The sequence below is a fragment of the Pseudomonas abieticivorans genome, from assembly GCF_023509015.1.
GTDB classification, from domain to species: Bacteria; Pseudomonadota; Gammaproteobacteria; order Pseudomonadales; family Pseudomonadaceae; genus Aquipseudomonas; species Aquipseudomonas abieticivorans.
Window position 1 is genome coordinate 5,859,546 of record NZ_CP094975.1, and the last position, 13,278, is coordinate 5,872,823.

Sequence of the window (13,278 nt, forward strand, 5' to 3'; positions counted from 1 at the left end):
CGATGAACACATACCCTAGCTGCGCATTGATGATCGGGCTACTGGCCCTGGGGGCCGGGCCGGCGCAGGCCCATTCGGCCGACGAACACGCAGGCCACGGCCCGGCCAAACCACGCCTGGAAGCCACCCGCGTGACCTTCGCCGACGTACCGCTCACCGACCAGGCCGGCAAACCGATACGCCTGGAAAAAGACCTGTTGGCCAACAAGATCGTGGTCATGGGCTTCATCTACACCCGCTGCACCACGGTGTGCCCGGTGGTGTCCTCGATCATGGGCAAGGTCCAGCAACAACTGGGCGGGCGGGTGGGCACCGAGGTGCAATTGGTGTCGATCAGCGTCGACCCGCTGCGCGACGACCCACCGCGCCTGGCGGCCTACGCCCGGCAGTTCCAGCATGGCCCCGGCTGGAGTTGGCTGACCGGCAGCAGCCAGTCGATCACCGCCACCCTCAAGGGGTTGGGCAGTTGGAGCCCGAACCTGCTCCAACACCCGCCGTTGATTCTGGTGGGTGATGGCAACAGCCCGCACTGGACCCGCTATTACGGCTTCACCGACCCGGCCGTGCTGGTGCGCGAGGTGGATGAGCTGAGCAGCCTGCACCGCAAGGCCCGGCGTACGGTGATCGCCCAGGATGTGCAGCCATGAAGCGTGCCCATGCCTTGATCGTATGCCTGATGCTGTGTGGCAGCGCCTTGGGCCATGAACCTGCGCCTGCAGTGGCCACCGAACGCCCGGCCAGCGGTACCCGTGACGCCCAGGCCTGGTTTACCGATACACCGCTGTACGACCAGCACGGCAATACGCTGCGCTTCTACAGCGACGTGTTGAAAGATCGGGTGGTGCTGCTCAATGTCATCTTCACGAGCTGCACGGACGCCTGCCCGCTGATCACCCGCAAGTTGCTCCAAGTGCGCCAGGCACTGGGCAAGGACGCTGCGCAGGTGACGTTTATCTCCCTGACCAGCGACCCGCAGACCGACACCCCGGCGGTGCTCAAGGCCTATACCCTCAAGCACGGCGTGGACGACCCGCAATGGCTATTTCTGACCGGTGATGCACAGGCGATGGCCCTGGTGCTGGGCCGTATCGGCCAGGTGATCCCCAGCCCCGAACAACACTCCACCCAGTTGATCGTCGGCGACGTGGCCGGCAAGCGCTGGAGCAAGATCCGCCCCGATGCCCCGGCGGCCGCCATCGCCCAGCGCTTGCAACTGCTGGCACTGCCAGTGGCCGGGCGGTGACCGATGAACGTCGGGGCGGCTGTGTGCCTGGTGCTGCTGTGCGGCTTGAGCGCGGTGGCTGCCGGCGTGCCGCTGTCGGCTATCGAGAGCGCCGGCAAGCGCCTGTATCGCGAGGGCCTGTCGAGCAGTGGCGAGCCGATCATGGCGCGGGTGGGGGCGGCTGACATCAGCGTGCCGGCCACCGCGCTGCCCTGCGCCGGCTGCCACGGCACCGACGGCCTGGGGCGCCCGGAAGGCGGAATCAGGCCAGCCGACCTTAGCTGGCGACGCCTGGCCGGCGCCCACGGCCAGCAGCGCATCAACGGCCGCGACTACCCCGCCTATAACGACGCCACGCTGGCCCGGGCCGTGCAGGAAGGCCGCGACCCGGCCAACAACCGCCTGGACCCGAGCATGCCGCGCTTCGTGCTGACGCTCAATGACCAGCGCAACCTCACCGCCTACCTCAAGCGACTGCAGGATGAGCAGGACCCGGGCCTTGAACCGGATCGGCTGCGCCTGGGCACCTTGTTGCCCACCCGCGGGCCACTGGCCGAGGAGGGCGCCACCGTGGCGGCGATCCTCACGGGCAGTATCGCGCGCATCAACCAGGCCGGAGGCATTCATGGGCGCCAACTGCAACTGATCGTGGCCGACCCTGGCCCCGACCGTGCCAGCGCCCGGCAGGCGTTGGCGCAACTGATCGATCAACCGGTGTTCGCGCTGGTCGCGCCCCTGGCCCCGGCGCTGGACGAGGACCTGTCGGCGCAACTGGAACAGGCCGGCGTGCCGTTGATTGGCGCACTGTCGCTGCTGGGGGCCAGCCAAACCAGCCGGCAGATTTTCGAGCCGTTGCCGGGCCTTCGCGAGCAATGGGTGGCGTTGGCCGACTACGCCCAGCAAGGCCTGCAACTGTCCCAGGGGCCGACCCTGGTGGCCTGGTATGGCGATGCCCACCAGCAACAGGCGGCCGCCGCGTTTGCCGACTACCTGCAAGGGCAGGGCTGGCTACAGGTGCGCGCCCTGGCGTTCGACCCACGGCAACCGCAGGGCTTTACCGGCCAGGCGGCCAGCGCCCGCGCGGTGTTCTACGTGGGCGAGGGCGCAGGCTTCGGCCCCTTGGCCGGGCACCTGCAGGAAGCCGGCGTGCAACCCTACCTGTTCGCCGCCTCAAGCCAGGTGGCCGGCGACGTGTTGCAGTTACCGAGCGGGTTTTCCCGGCGGGTGTTTCTAGCCTATCCGTTCATTCCCAGCGACTGGACCCCCAGTGGCCGTGCGGCGCTGACCCAATTGCGCCAGCGCCAGGGCTTGAATGGCCAGCACGCGGTGTTGCAGGTGGCGGCCTACAGTTCGATGTTGTTGCTGTGCGAGGGCTTGAAGCAGGCTGGCCGCGATGCCAGCCGGGAAAAGCTGATCAGCGCGCTGGAAGGCCTGCACGACTTCGTCACCGGCGTCACGCCACCGATCAGTTTTGGCCCGGGCAAGCGCTTGGGCCTGAACGGCGCGCACATCGTCACGGTAGAACTGCCCGAGCAGCGCTTCTACCCCGTGGCCCCCTACCAATCGCTGCAAGCCAGACCCTGAGGCACCGTCATGAAGCTCAAGCCCCTGTTGTTGCTGACCCTGTCGCCACTCTTCATGCAGGCCTTGGCCGACGATGGCCGGGTGGCCGCGCGGGTCAACGGCCAAGCCATCAGCGAGTTCCGCCTGGAGCGCTACTTTACCGAGTACCTGGAAGAACAGGGGCGGGCGGTGGCGAGCATTCGCAGCCCCCAGGCCTACCGGCAATTGCGGCAGGCGGCCCTGGGTGAGTTGATCGACAAGGAGCTGTTGTGGCAAGAGGCGGGCAGGCGCGGCGTGATCATCAGCGACAGTGCAGTGCAGGCGCAGGTCGAGCAGACGCGGCAGGCCTTTGGCAGCCCTCAACGCTTCAACCAGCGCCTGCAGGACGCAGGTTTCGATGAGCACAGTTACGCCGACTACACCCGACGTGAACTGGCGGCCCGGCAGGTCTACGCTCAATGGGGGCAAGTGCCCGCACCCACTGATGAACAGGTGCGCGCGTTCATGGATGAAAACCGACTTTTAATCACCTCGCAGAACCACCTGCAAGGTGCTGATGTCGAACCGCTACAGGGCCTGGAAGCGGCCAGGGCATTGCTCGGCTCACGCCAGCAGGCCCAAGCACGACAGCAAGCGTTGGCACGCTTGCGTACGCAAGGCAGCGTCGAACGGATTGACGCCCATTGAAGTTTCCCCCCCAATAGTGGGGAACCTTGGCAGTCGGCATTCAGGCAGTTCCCCAAATTTGGGGGATGGGGGCATGGGAGTACTATTTTTCCCATGGAAATCAGCGGCATGGCACGGTAAAAATCCGTCGCCGGGTCTGGCATGAAGTGTGCTCAAGCCTAAGTGAGGCGCGCACTCCCAGGCTCGGATTCACGGACCTGCAGTTTCAAGGAGTCCACCTTGTTAAACAAAGTACTGGTTGTCGAAGATGAACAGATCCTTGCGCAAAACCTGGAAGTTTACCTCCAGGCCCAAGGTCTGGACGTTCGTGTGGCTCACGAGGGCGCCAAGGCCATCGGCATCGCCGAGACCTTTGCCCCGGATGTAATGGTGCTCGATTACCGCTTGCCCGACATGGAAGGCTTTCAGGTACTCGATGCCGTCCGCCAGAACAGGCACTGTCATTTTGTGCTGATCACCGCCCACCCGACCGCCGAGGTCTGTGAGCGGGCCCGCAACCTGGGGGTCAGCCATATCCTGTTCAAACCGTTTCCGTTGGCGGAACTGGCACGAGCGGTCTGCGACCTGCTGGGGATCAAGCGCGAGCCACAGGGCGGGAGTGACCATGTCCGAAGGGTTTGTCGAACGGCGCCAGAGCAGGACCGAGAGCTTCCCCCTGCAGCTGTATGACGGCAGTTGGGTGCTGGCGGACCGCCGACGTGGCGACGAGTTGGCGACCACCGCATCACACGACCGAGACATGCTCACCGGGGAGTAATGGCGCGATAGACGTTCCGGCACACGCCGCGATGGCCTGCCGCGCCGAGAGGGCCAAAAGCCCCGGGTGTTGGAGAGCGTGCCATGGAACGTTTGTCCCTTGCTGTAGAACCGGCATCGCCGGCCCGTGCACCCCACCGATTCGCCAGTGATCAGCTGGCCCAGGCCCGAACCCTCGCCTCATCCTCTGGCGAGCGCATGCTCGACGCCCTGCAACAACTCTGCGGGTTGCCCCCGCAGGGCTTTGTCCAGTGCCTGGGCGCGACCCTGCATTACCCCGTGCTGGATGGCCCGAGCCTGTTCGATGCCGTGCCGGTGTTCGACCGGGTCACCCTGGCGCAGTGCCTCAAGCGCGAATTCATTCTGCTGCGCCACGCCGGCGCGGTCATCGGCGTGTTTGCCGACCCCTTCGATGGCGCCCGCCTGGCCTGGATCGACGACTGCCTGCATGGCGCACCGTTGTACCTGGTGCACGCCGACGACCTGAAGGCCTACCTGGCCCGCCATGAAGAAAGCTTCCACGCGGTGGAGTCGCTCAATGCCCAGGCTGATGCCGGCACGCAGATCGACACGCTGCAGAGCCTGTCGCTGACCAGTATCAGCGAAGATGCGAGCGTGGTGGTCAAACTGGTCAACTCCACGCTGTACGACGCCTTGAAGATGCACGCCAGTGATATCCACCTCGGCACCACGGGCAGCGGCCTGGTGATCAAGTACCGCATCGATGGCGTACTCAACAACATCAGCAAGATCCAGGGCACCGAGTTCGCCGAGCAGGTGATCTCGCGGGTCAAGGTCATGGCCGAACTGGACATCGGCGAGAAGCGGGTGCCCCAGGATGGCCGGTTCAAGATCGGCATCAGCGGCCGCCAGATCGACTTTCGGGTCTCGATCATGCCGAGCATCTTCGGCGAGGACGCGGTGCTGCGGGTGCTCGACAAGCAGGACCTGGCCGATAAGGTCAGCGGCGTGCAACTGCAGGCCTTGGGCTTTGCCGACGAGACCTTGCGCAGCCTGCGCCGCCTGGCCGCCGAACCCTACGGCATGGTGCTGGTGACCGGGCCCACCGGCAGCGGCAAGACCACCACCCTGTACGCGATGATCACCGAGATCAACCACGGCGTGGACAAGATCATCACCATCGAAGACCCGGTGGAGTACCAGTTGCCCGGCGTGTTGCAGATCCCCGTCAACGAAAAGAAAGGCCTGACCTTCGCCCGTGGCCTGCGCTCGATCTTGCGCCACGACCCGGACAAAATCATGGTCGGCGAGATCCGCGACCCCGACACCGCGCAGATCGCCGTGCAGTCGGCGCTGACTGGCCACCTGGTGTTCACCACCATCCACGCCAACAACGTGTTCGACGTGATCGGGCGGTTTACCCAAATGGAAATCGACCCCTACAGCCTGGTTTCGGCGCTCAACGCCGTGCTGGCCCAGCGCTTGATCCGCCTGTCGTGCAGCCATTGCAGCGTGCCTTGCCAGCCCACTGAGGAGGAGTTGCTGGCCGCCCGGATCGACCCCGCGGACGCCGGCCATTACCACTTTGTGCATGGCAAGGGCTGCGGCCATTGCCGGGGCACGGGCTACCGCGGGCGCACGGCGATCGCCGAGTTGCTGCACCTGGACGACGAATTGCGGCAGATGATCGTCGAACGCCAACCCATCTCGAAAATCAAGGCCCTGGCCTGTGCCCGTGGCTTGCGCCTGTTGCGCGAGTCGGCACTGGAGCTGGTGCGCGATGGCCGGACCACCCTGGAGGAGATCAATCGTGTCACTTTTGTCGCGTGATCGATTTGTTGCGGTGATCGGCGCCAGTGGCGTGGGCCTGGGGCGTTTGCAGGGCGCCCGCACCTGCTGGCTGGGCAGCGTCGGCTTCATCGACGAGGGCTTCGCCGCCTTCGCGGTGGCGCTGGACACCCTGGACCGCCTGCTGGCCGAACATGCCAAAGGCCGGGCCGATTTATGCGTGCTGGTCTCGGCGCATTTCAGTCGCTACTGCCTGGTGCCCTGGAGTGAGCAGATCACCAGCGTGAACGAGCTGCAGGGCTTTGCCCAGGTGTGTTTCGAAGACCTGTACGGCGTGCCCAGCCAGCCCTGGAGCATCGTGTTGTCGGCAGAAGCGGCTGGCCGCGAGCGCATCGCCAGCGCCTTGCCCCAGGACCTGTTGGGCCGCTTGCGCCAGTTGGTGGCGGCACGCGGGCTGCGCCTGAGGTCGGTGCAGCCGTACCTGATGGCGGCGTTCAACCGCTTTGACCGCAGCCTTGCCAGCGGCGATTTCCTGTTCGTGGTGGCGGAGCCGGTGCGCAGCGTCGTGCTGCTGGCGCGCGAAGGGCGCTGGGCCGCCGTGCGCTCGGTGGGCTGCGCCGACAACGACGCCGCCTTGGGTGCCCTGATCAGCCGCGAACGGGAGCTGCAGGCCGCCCTCAGTGAGCGGCCCTTGAATATTTATCTGCACGCGCCGGGCCGGCTCGACAGCCTGCCCGAGTTGCCCGGCGTGCAACTGCGCACCCTGGAAGACGACCCGGCGCCGCTGCGCGACGGGTTGTACGTGATGTCCCGGGCGGTGGCTTGAGATGCGCCCGCTAACGCTCGACTTCCAGCCGCGCCGGCGCTCAGGCCCACTGGGCTGGGGCTTGCTGGGCCTGGGCCTGGCCGTGGCCATCGGCTGTGTCATCGGCCAGCAGCAGTTGGACCAATGGGCGGCGCAACAGCACACCCACCTGCGCCACGCCCAACGCCAACTCACCGGCGACAGTGGCGCAGGCGTGAGCCTGACCCCCGCGCAATTGCGCGAGCAGGAGCAGAACCTGGCGCAAATGCGCCAAGTGTCGCAGCAACTGCGCAGGCCCTGGGAACGGCTGTTCGCCATGCTCGAGGCGCTGCAGCTGGACAACGTGGCGTTGCTGACCCTGACCCCCGACGCGCGCAAAGGGCAAGTACGCATCACCGCCGAGGCGCGGGACCTGGACGCGATGCTCGACTTCCACCGGCAACTGGAAGCCAGCGAAGAGCTCAGCGACGTGTCGTTGCTCAACCACGAGATTGACGCCAAGTCGCCGGAGCACCCGGTGCAGTTCAACTTGCTGGCCAATTGGGAGATCGGCGATGCGCATCCCTAGATTGATTGTGCAGGAATACCTCCAGGGCCTGGGCCTGCCCGGCCTGGTCGGCATCGCGTTGCTGGTGTTGGCACTGGTGTATGCCGCGGCCGGTTTGCTGCCCGGTTGGCGCAGCGTCGAGCAACTCAACCAGCAAACCCGCGACGCCGGCGAGTACCTGGCCAAGGTCCAAGCGGGCAGTGTCGCAGCCCCGGTGGTGCCGCAGCGCGAGCTTGAGGATTTTCGCCGCAAACTGCCGGCCCAGCCCCAAGCCACGGTGGCCATCGACCGCATCTATGCCCTGGCCGCCCAGGAGCACATCACCCTGGCCCGCGGCGAATATGCCTTGGGCGTGGACCCCAATACCCACCTGGCGCGTTATCAGATCCTGCTGCCGGTCAAGGGCAGTTACCCGCAGCTGCGGCGCTTTCTGCACGCCTTGTTGGGTGAGCTGCCCGCGGTGGTGGTGGAGGACGTGGAGTTCCAACGCAAACGCATCGCCGACACCGACCTGACCGGGCGGATCCGCATGACCCTTTACCTGTCGAGGTCGTGATGAACAATAAACGGGTCGTGGGCTGGCTGGTGTTTTTCGCGGTGGCAGCGGCGGTGGCGAGCTACCCGGACCTGTTCCTCAAATCCGACGTGGCCGAGCAGGAGGCCACCGCCACGGCGCCGGTCAAGGCGCGGTTACGCGGCAGCCTGCCGGCCGCGGGCGCGGCGAAAGCCGAGGCGCCGATCAAGGACCTGAGCCCAGCGGGCGACCTGTTCGCAGCCAAGAGTTGGAAACCACTGGCCACCCTGGCCACCGTCACCGAACAACCGGTGAACCCCACCACCGTGGTGCAAGCCCCCAGTGCACCGCCCATGCCGTTCCAGTTCATCGGCCGGTTGGATGACCGTCGTGACCTGCAAGTGTTCTTGCAGAACGGCGAAAAAATATACGTCGTGCGCAAAGGGGATGTGATCGACGACACCTGGCGGATCGAGACCATTTCCGACAAGGAACTGCGCCTGGTTTATCTGCCGCTGCATTTAGCGCAGACCTTGTCTGTGGGGAGCACGCAATGAACTCACCGCGTTTGAGACTGACCTTGCTGGCCTTGTGCATTGGCCTGGCCGCCTGCAGCACCGCCCGCGTCGCCAACCAGGAGGCCAGCGACCTGGTGGCCCAGGGGCAATATGAAGCCGCCATCGCCCGCATCGAGGACGGCCTGCGCGAGAACCCGCGTGACACCGAACTGCACCTGGCGTTGAACAATGCCCGCAGCACGGGCGTCAAGGCGTTGCTGGCCCAAGGCGACACCGCCCGGGCCAACCGCGAATTCGCCGTGGCCCAGCAAAGCTACAGCCGGGTGCTGCACATCGAACCCAACAACCGCCGCGCCCAGGACGACCTGCGCCAACTGGATTACCTGCGCACCCAGGACCAGAAACTGGAACTGGCCCGCGGCGACCTGCGTCGTGGCGACATCAATGGCGCCGACCGCCAGGTACGGCAGATTCTTGAGCTGGACCCCAAGAACGAAGGCGCCCTGGAGCTGCGCAGCAATATCCAACTGGTACAGAGCCGCAACGTGGTGAGCTACCCGCAGCTGCACACGCGCCTGGACCGGCCCGTGACGCTTGAGTTTCGCGACGCCAACATGAAGGTGATCTTCGAGGTGCTGTCCCAGGTGGCGGGGCTTAACTTTATTTTCGACAAGGACCTGCGCCCCGACATGAAAGCCACGATCTTTGTGCGCGACGTGCGCATCGAGGACGCCGTGGCGTTACTGCTGCAACAGAACCAATTGCACCAGAAGGTGGTGAACGAGAACACCATCCTGATCTATCCGGACTCGCCGCAGAAGGTCAAGGACTACCAGGAGCTGGTGATGCGCACCTTCTACCTGACCAACATCGAAGCCAACACCGCGCTGAACATGATCAAGACCATGCTCAAGACTCGCGACGTGTTCGTCGATGAACGCCTCAACACCTTGACCATGCGCGACACCGAAGACGCGGTGCGCATGGCCGAGAAACTGCTGCAGGCCCAAGACCAGTCCAACCCCGAGGTGGTGCTGGAAGTGGAGGTGATGGAGGTGGCTCGCCAGCGCATCCTTGACCTGGGCCTGCAATGGCCCAACACCTTTGGGGTGATCAACAGCGATGGCACCGGGGTCAGCGTGCTCGACCAGTTGCGCGGCATCAATGCCGGCCGCATCTCCATCTCGCCCTCGCCACAGCTGAAAATCAACGCCCAGGACAACGACATCAACACCTTGGCAAGCCCAGTGATCCGCGTGAGCAATCGCGAGCAGGCGCGTGTTCACATCGGCCAACGGGTGCCGATCATCAGCGCCACCTCGGTGCCGTCCACCCAAGGCCCGGTGATCACCGAAAGCGTGACCTACCTGGACGTGGGCTTGAAGCTTGAGGTGCAACCCATCGTGCACCTGAACAACGAAGTGGCCATCAAGATAGCCCTGGAAGTGAGTAACGCAACGCCTCTGGAACCTACCCGCCAAGGCACCATCCCGGTCCAGGTGGACACCCGCAACGCCCAGACCACCTTGCGCCTGCACGACGGCGAAACCCAGGTGCTGGCAGGCCTGGTACGAAACGACCACGGCGACACCGGCAACAAAATCCCGGGCCTTGGCGACATACCGGGGCTGGGGCGGTTGTTTGGCAGCAACAAGGACACCATTGGCAAGTCGGAGCTGGTGCTCTCGATTACCCCGCACATCGTGCGCAACCTGCCGTACCAGAGCCCTTCGGACATGGAGTTCAGCACCGGCACCGAAACCAGCATGCACGTGCAGGCGCCGGACCGCGCCTGGGAGTCGGCCGAACAGCCCAAACCGCTGGCCGCACCGATTGCCGCCACGCACGTGATCGAGAGGCCTTGAGCGATGAAAACCTCGGCGCGCGGTTTCACCCTGATTGAAGTCGTGGTGACCCTGGCCTTGCTTGGGCTGCTCGCCAGCATGGCCGCGCCCTTGACCGAAACCGTGGTGCGCCGCGGCAAAGAACAGGAGCTCAAGAGCGCCCTGTACCAGATCCGCGACGCCATCGACGCCTACAAGCGCGCCTTCGACGCCGGCTACATCGAAAAATCGCTGAACAGCAGCGGCTACCCGCCCAGCCTGCAGGCGCTGGTGGACGGCGTGCGCGACGTGCGCAGTGCCAAGGGCGCGAAGTTCTATTTTTTGCGGCGCGTGCCCCGTGATCCGTTCGCCACTGCCCGGCAAGACGACACGGGGGGCTGGGGCTTGCGCTCCTACGACAGCAGCGCCGACAGCCCGCGTGATGGCGAGGACGTGTTTGACGTGTATTCCCAGGCCCGTGGCAAGGGCCTTAACGGCATCGCTTACCGCGAGTGGTGAACCTATGCGACGGCAAACCGGCTTTACCTTGATCGAGCTGATGGTGGTGATGGCGATCATCGCTACCCTGATGACCATCGCCTTGCCGCGCTATTTCAATAGCCTGGAAGCCTCCAAGGAAACCACTTTGCACCAGAGCCTGGCGGCCATGCGCGAAGCCCTGGACCATTACTACGGCGACACCGGGCACTATCCCGATTCCCTCGACCAACTGGTCGAACAGCGTTACTTGCGCAACCTGCCGGTGGACCCGATCACTGAGCGTGCCGACCAATGGGTACTGGTGTCGCCGCCCGATGGCGTGGCCGGCGGGGTGGCCGACGTCAAGAGTGGTTCCAATGGGAGGGCGCGCGATGGCAGCCAATTCGCCGAGTGGTGAGCGCGTGGGGCAGGGGGGCTTTACCTACCTGGGCGTGTTGCTGTTGATCATGGTGATGGGCATGGGCCTGGCCAGTGCCGGCGAGCTATGGGCCACCGCAGCCCGGCGCGACCGCGAGCGCGAACTGCTGTGGGTGGGCACCCAGTATGCCCAGGCGCTGCGCAGCTACTACCGCGCCTCGCCGGGCCTGGCGCAGTACCCGCGCGACTTGCAGGACCTGCTGGTCGACGACCGTTTCCCCAGCCCCCGGCACCACTTGCGCAGGCTCTACCCAGACCCCGTGGGCAACACCGAGTGGGGCCTGATGCGCGGCTTGGACGGGCGCATCAACGGGCTCTACAGCCAAAGCGACGCGACCCCGCTCAAACAGGCCGGCTTTGATGCCCAGTGGTCGGACTTCAACGGCATGGTGCGCTACCGCGACTGGCAGTTCGTGGCCGAGAAGGCCTTTCTCGACAGCCCTGCCAAGGGCCAGCCGGCCGCCACCGGCGGGTTGGCACCATGAAGCGCGGGCCTGCGCTGGCGTTGGCTTGCCTGCTGCTGGCGGGCAACGCCTGGGCCGGCGCCGAAGACGAAATGATGGGCTTTATCACCGAGGACTGCATCTCGCACATCGGCCACGACTTTTACTACAGCTTCAGCAAGCGCATGCGCGACATCAGCCGCATGGATTTCAACTTGGTGGTGCGCGAACGCCCCTCGGCGCGCTGGGGCAGCCTGGTCACCATCGAATATCAGCAACGCGTGATCTACCGGCGCTTCCTGCCGCCGAACACCGTGGATTTACAGGCCACGGCCAATGAGGCCGCTGACCTGGTCAAGGCGCAGATCATCCAGCGCAAGCTGGAAACCCTATTGCAGGACACCACCGACCTTGAGAAGGATGAACTATGAACACGACAACCCTCTCGCGCCGCGTTGGCCTGCTGTTGGCGGGCGTGTGCGGCAGTGGCCTGGTCTGCGCCACGGAGCTGGTCTACACGCCGGTGAACCCCTCGTTTGGCGGTAACCCGCTCAACGGCACCTGGCTGCTCAACAACGCCCAGTCGCAGAACGATTACGACGACCCGGACTTGAAAAAGTCCTCGGCCACCGGCACCACGGCCCTGGAGCGGTTCACCAGCCAGTTGCAGGCGCGGTTGCTCAACCAGGTGCTGGACAATATCTCGACCGGCAACTCGGGCAGCCTGTCCACCGATGCATTTATCGTCAACGTCGTCGACGACTCGGGGGCCCTGAGCATTCAGGTGACCGACCGGGCGACCGGCGAGGTCTCGGAAATCCAGGTCAATGGCCTGTCCCAGTAGGGATTTGGGCTGATGGGGAGTGTGCGTCATGAAAAAACTGATCATTGCCACCCTGCTGTTGGCGGCGCTGGCGGGCTGCGGCTTGCGCGAGCCGATGCCGGCCGAGCAGGACACCGAAACCCCGACCCTGACACCACGGGCCTCGACCTATTACGACCTGTTGAAAATGCCGCGGCCAAAGGGCCGGCTGATGGCGGTGGTGTATGGGTTTCGCGACCAGACCGGGCAGTACAAGCCAACCCCGGCCAGCTCTTTTTCCACCAGTGTGACCCAAGGCGCGGCCAGCATGCTGATGGACGCCCTGCAGGCCAGTGGCTGGTTCGTGGTGCTGGAGCGCGAAGGCCTGCAGAACCTGCTGACCGAACGCAAAATCATCCGCGCCTCGCAGAAAAAACCCGATACCCCAGTGAACATCATGGGTGAACTGCCGCCCCTGCAGGCTGCCAACCTGATGCTGGAGGGCGGCATCATCGCCTACGACACCAACGTGCGCAGCGGCGGCGAAGGTGCCCGCTACCTGGGGATCGACATCTCCCGCGAGTATCGGGTCGACCAGGTTTCGGTCAACCTGCGCGCCGTGGACGTGCGCAGCGGGCAAGTGCTGGCCAACGTCATGACCAGCAAGACCATCTACTCGGTAGGGCGCAGCGCCGGGGTGTTCAAGTTCATCGAATTCAAGAAACTGCTGGAGGCAGAGGTGGGCTATACCACCAACGAGCCGGCGCAATTGTGCGTGCTGTCGGCCATCGAGTCCGCCGTCGGCCACCTGCTGGCCCAAGGCATCGAGCGCCACTTGTGGAGCGTGGCCAGCGACAATTCGGGGGACAATGCCACGCTGGACCGGTACTTGAGCCAAAACCGCCAGGACAGCGAGAGCCAGAACCCGTGA

Annotated in this window: 16 protein-coding genes and 1 pseudogene; all 17 read left to right on the top strand. The window is 65.0% G+C overall.

Going from position 1 to position 13,278, the window contains the following annotated elements:
* Positions 1-2 precede the first annotated feature (2 nt).
* The 17 genes and pseudogenes from L9B60_RS26610 (at position 3) to L9B60_RS26690 (ending at position 13,278) form a co-directional block, all read left to right on the top strand.
* Positions 3-647 (top strand): SCO family protein, encoded by a 645-nt coding sequence (locus L9B60_RS26610; RefSeq protein WP_249673955.1) that lies wholly within the window; start codon positions 3-5, stop codon positions 645-647.
* Entirely contained in the window at positions 644-1,243 is a 600-nt protein-coding gene (locus tag L9B60_RS26615; RefSeq protein ID WP_249673956.1) for an SCO family protein, read from the top strand. The genes L9B60_RS26610 and L9B60_RS26615 overlap by 4 nt, the downstream gene beginning before the upstream one ends.
* Before the next feature lie 3 nt (positions 1,244-1,246).
* On the top strand, positions 1,247-2,806 hold the full coding sequence (locus L9B60_RS26620) for a cytochrome c/ABC transporter substrate-binding protein (RefSeq protein ID WP_249673957.1): 1,560 nt from the start codon (positions 1,247-1,249) through the stop codon (positions 2,804-2,806).
* A 9-nt stretch (positions 2,807-2,815) separates the two neighbouring features.
* A complete protein-coding gene (locus tag L9B60_RS26625) occupies positions 2,816-3,472 on the top strand; it encodes a SurA N-terminal domain-containing protein (RefSeq protein ID WP_249673958.1) in 657 nt (218 codons plus the stop codon).
* 219 nt (positions 3,473-3,691) lie between these two features.
* Positions 3,692-4,229 (top strand): annotated as a pseudogene (locus tag L9B60_RS26630) (response regulator).
* 83 nt (positions 4,230-4,312) lie between these two features.
* Entirely contained in the window at positions 4,313-6,019 is a 1,707-nt protein-coding gene (locus tag L9B60_RS26635) for a GspE/PulE family protein (RefSeq protein WP_249673959.1), read from the top strand.
* Positions 6,000-6,803, top strand: coding sequence for a hypothetical protein (locus tag L9B60_RS26640; RefSeq protein ID WP_249673960.1), 804 nt, complete (start codon positions 6,000-6,002; stop codon positions 6,801-6,803). Before L9B60_RS26635 ends, L9B60_RS26640 begins: the two co-directional genes overlap by 20 nt.
* A gap of 1 nt (position 6,804) precedes the next feature.
* Positions 6,805-7,350, top strand: coding sequence for a PilN family protein (locus L9B60_RS26645; RefSeq protein ID WP_249673961.1), 546 nt, complete (start codon positions 6,805-6,807; stop codon positions 7,348-7,350).
* Complete coding sequence (locus tag L9B60_RS26650; protein WP_249673962.1) at positions 7,337-7,885, top strand: GspMb/PilO family protein; 549 nt, start codon at positions 7,337-7,339, stop codon at positions 7,883-7,885. Before L9B60_RS26645 ends, L9B60_RS26650 begins: the two co-directional genes overlap by 14 nt.
* Positions 7,885-8,400, top strand: a complete 516-nt coding sequence (locus L9B60_RS26655) for a hypothetical protein (protein WP_249673963.1) — start codon at positions 7,885-7,887, stop codon at positions 8,398-8,400. The genes L9B60_RS26650 and L9B60_RS26655 overlap by 1 nt, the downstream gene beginning before the upstream one ends.
* Positions 8,397-10,226, top strand: coding sequence for a secretin GspD/PilQ domain-containing protein (locus L9B60_RS26660; protein ID WP_249673964.1), 1,830 nt, complete (start codon positions 8,397-8,399; stop codon positions 10,224-10,226). The genes L9B60_RS26655 and L9B60_RS26660 overlap by 4 nt, the downstream gene beginning before the upstream one ends.
* Positions 10,227-10,229: 3 nt before the next feature.
* Entirely contained in the window at positions 10,230-10,703 is a 474-nt protein-coding gene (locus tag L9B60_RS26665; protein WP_249673965.1) for a type II secretion system protein, read from the top strand.
* Between the two features lie 4 nt (positions 10,704-10,707).
* A complete protein-coding gene (locus tag L9B60_RS26670) occupies positions 10,708-11,082 on the top strand; it encodes a type II secretion system protein (RefSeq protein WP_249673966.1) in 375 nt (124 codons plus the stop codon).
* Positions 11,057-11,587 (top strand): type II secretion system protein, encoded by a 531-nt coding sequence (locus L9B60_RS26675; protein WP_249673967.1) that lies wholly within the window; start codon positions 11,057-11,059, stop codon positions 11,585-11,587. Before L9B60_RS26670 ends, L9B60_RS26675 begins: the two co-directional genes overlap by 26 nt.
* On the top strand, positions 11,584-11,976 hold the full coding sequence (gene csgE / locus L9B60_RS26680) for a curli production assembly/transport protein CsgE (RefSeq protein WP_249673968.1): 393 nt from the start codon (positions 11,584-11,586) through the stop codon (positions 11,974-11,976). The genes L9B60_RS26675 and csgE overlap by 4 nt, the downstream gene beginning before the upstream one ends.
* On the top strand, positions 11,973-12,389 hold the full coding sequence (locus tag L9B60_RS26685; protein ID WP_249673969.1) for a curli assembly protein CsgF: 417 nt from the start codon (positions 11,973-11,975) through the stop codon (positions 12,387-12,389). The genes csgE and L9B60_RS26685 overlap by 4 nt, the downstream gene beginning before the upstream one ends.
* A 28-nt stretch (positions 12,390-12,417) precedes the next feature.
* Positions 12,418-13,278, top strand: coding sequence for a CsgG/HfaB family protein (locus tag L9B60_RS26690; RefSeq protein WP_249673970.1), 861 nt, complete (start codon positions 12,418-12,420; stop codon positions 13,276-13,278).

Excerpts from the sequence above, each read along its gene's own strand:
- L9B60_RS26620 (WP_249673957.1), top strand. The coding sequence starts at position 1,247 with ATGAACGTCGGGGCGGCTGTGTGCCTGGTGCTGCTGTGCGGCTTGAGC.
- L9B60_RS26660 (WP_249673964.1), top strand. The coding sequence starts at position 8,397 with ATGAACTCACCGCGTTTGAGACTGACCTTGCTGGCCTTGTGCATTGGC.
- L9B60_RS26655 (WP_249673963.1), top strand. The coding sequence starts at position 7,885 with ATGAACAATAAACGGGTCGTGGGCTGGCTGGTGTTTTTCGCGGTGGCA.
- L9B60_RS26685 (WP_249673969.1), top strand. The coding sequence starts at position 11,973 with ATGAACACGACAACCCTCTCGCGCCGCGTTGGCCTGCTGTTGGCGGGC.
- csgE (WP_249673968.1), top strand. The coding sequence starts at position 11,584 with ATGAAGCGCGGGCCTGCGCTGGCGTTGGCTTGCCTGCTGCTGGCGGGC.
- L9B60_RS26650 (WP_249673962.1), top strand. The coding sequence starts at position 7,337 with ATGCGCATCCCTAGATTGATTGTGCAGGAATACCTCCAGGGCCTGGGC.
- L9B60_RS26670 (WP_249673966.1), top strand. The coding sequence starts at position 10,708 with ATGCGACGGCAAACCGGCTTTACCTTGATCGAGCTGATGGTGGTGATG.
- L9B60_RS26625 (WP_249673958.1), top strand. The coding sequence starts at position 2,816 with ATGAAGCTCAAGCCCCTGTTGTTGCTGACCCTGTCGCCACTCTTCATG.
- L9B60_RS26635 (WP_249673959.1), top strand. The coding sequence starts at position 4,313 with ATGGAACGTTTGTCCCTTGCTGTAGAACCGGCATCGCCGGCCCGTGCA.
- L9B60_RS26675 (WP_249673967.1), top strand. The coding sequence starts at position 11,057 with ATGGCAGCCAATTCGCCGAGTGGTGAGCGCGTGGGGCAGGGGGGCTTT.
- L9B60_RS26610 (WP_249673955.1), top strand. The coding sequence starts at position 3 with ATGAACACATACCCTAGCTGCGCATTGATGATCGGGCTACTGGCCCTG.
- L9B60_RS26690 (WP_249673970.1), top strand. The coding sequence starts at position 12,418 with ATGAAAAAACTGATCATTGCCACCCTGCTGTTGGCGGCGCTGGCGGGC.
- L9B60_RS26615 (WP_249673956.1), top strand. The coding sequence starts at position 644 with ATGAAGCGTGCCCATGCCTTGATCGTATGCCTGATGCTGTGTGGCAGC.
- L9B60_RS26645 (WP_249673961.1), top strand. The coding sequence starts at position 6,805 with ATGCGCCCGCTAACGCTCGACTTCCAGCCGCGCCGGCGCTCAGGCCCA.
- L9B60_RS26665 (WP_249673965.1), top strand. The coding sequence starts at position 10,230 with ATGAAAACCTCGGCGCGCGGTTTCACCCTGATTGAAGTCGTGGTGACC.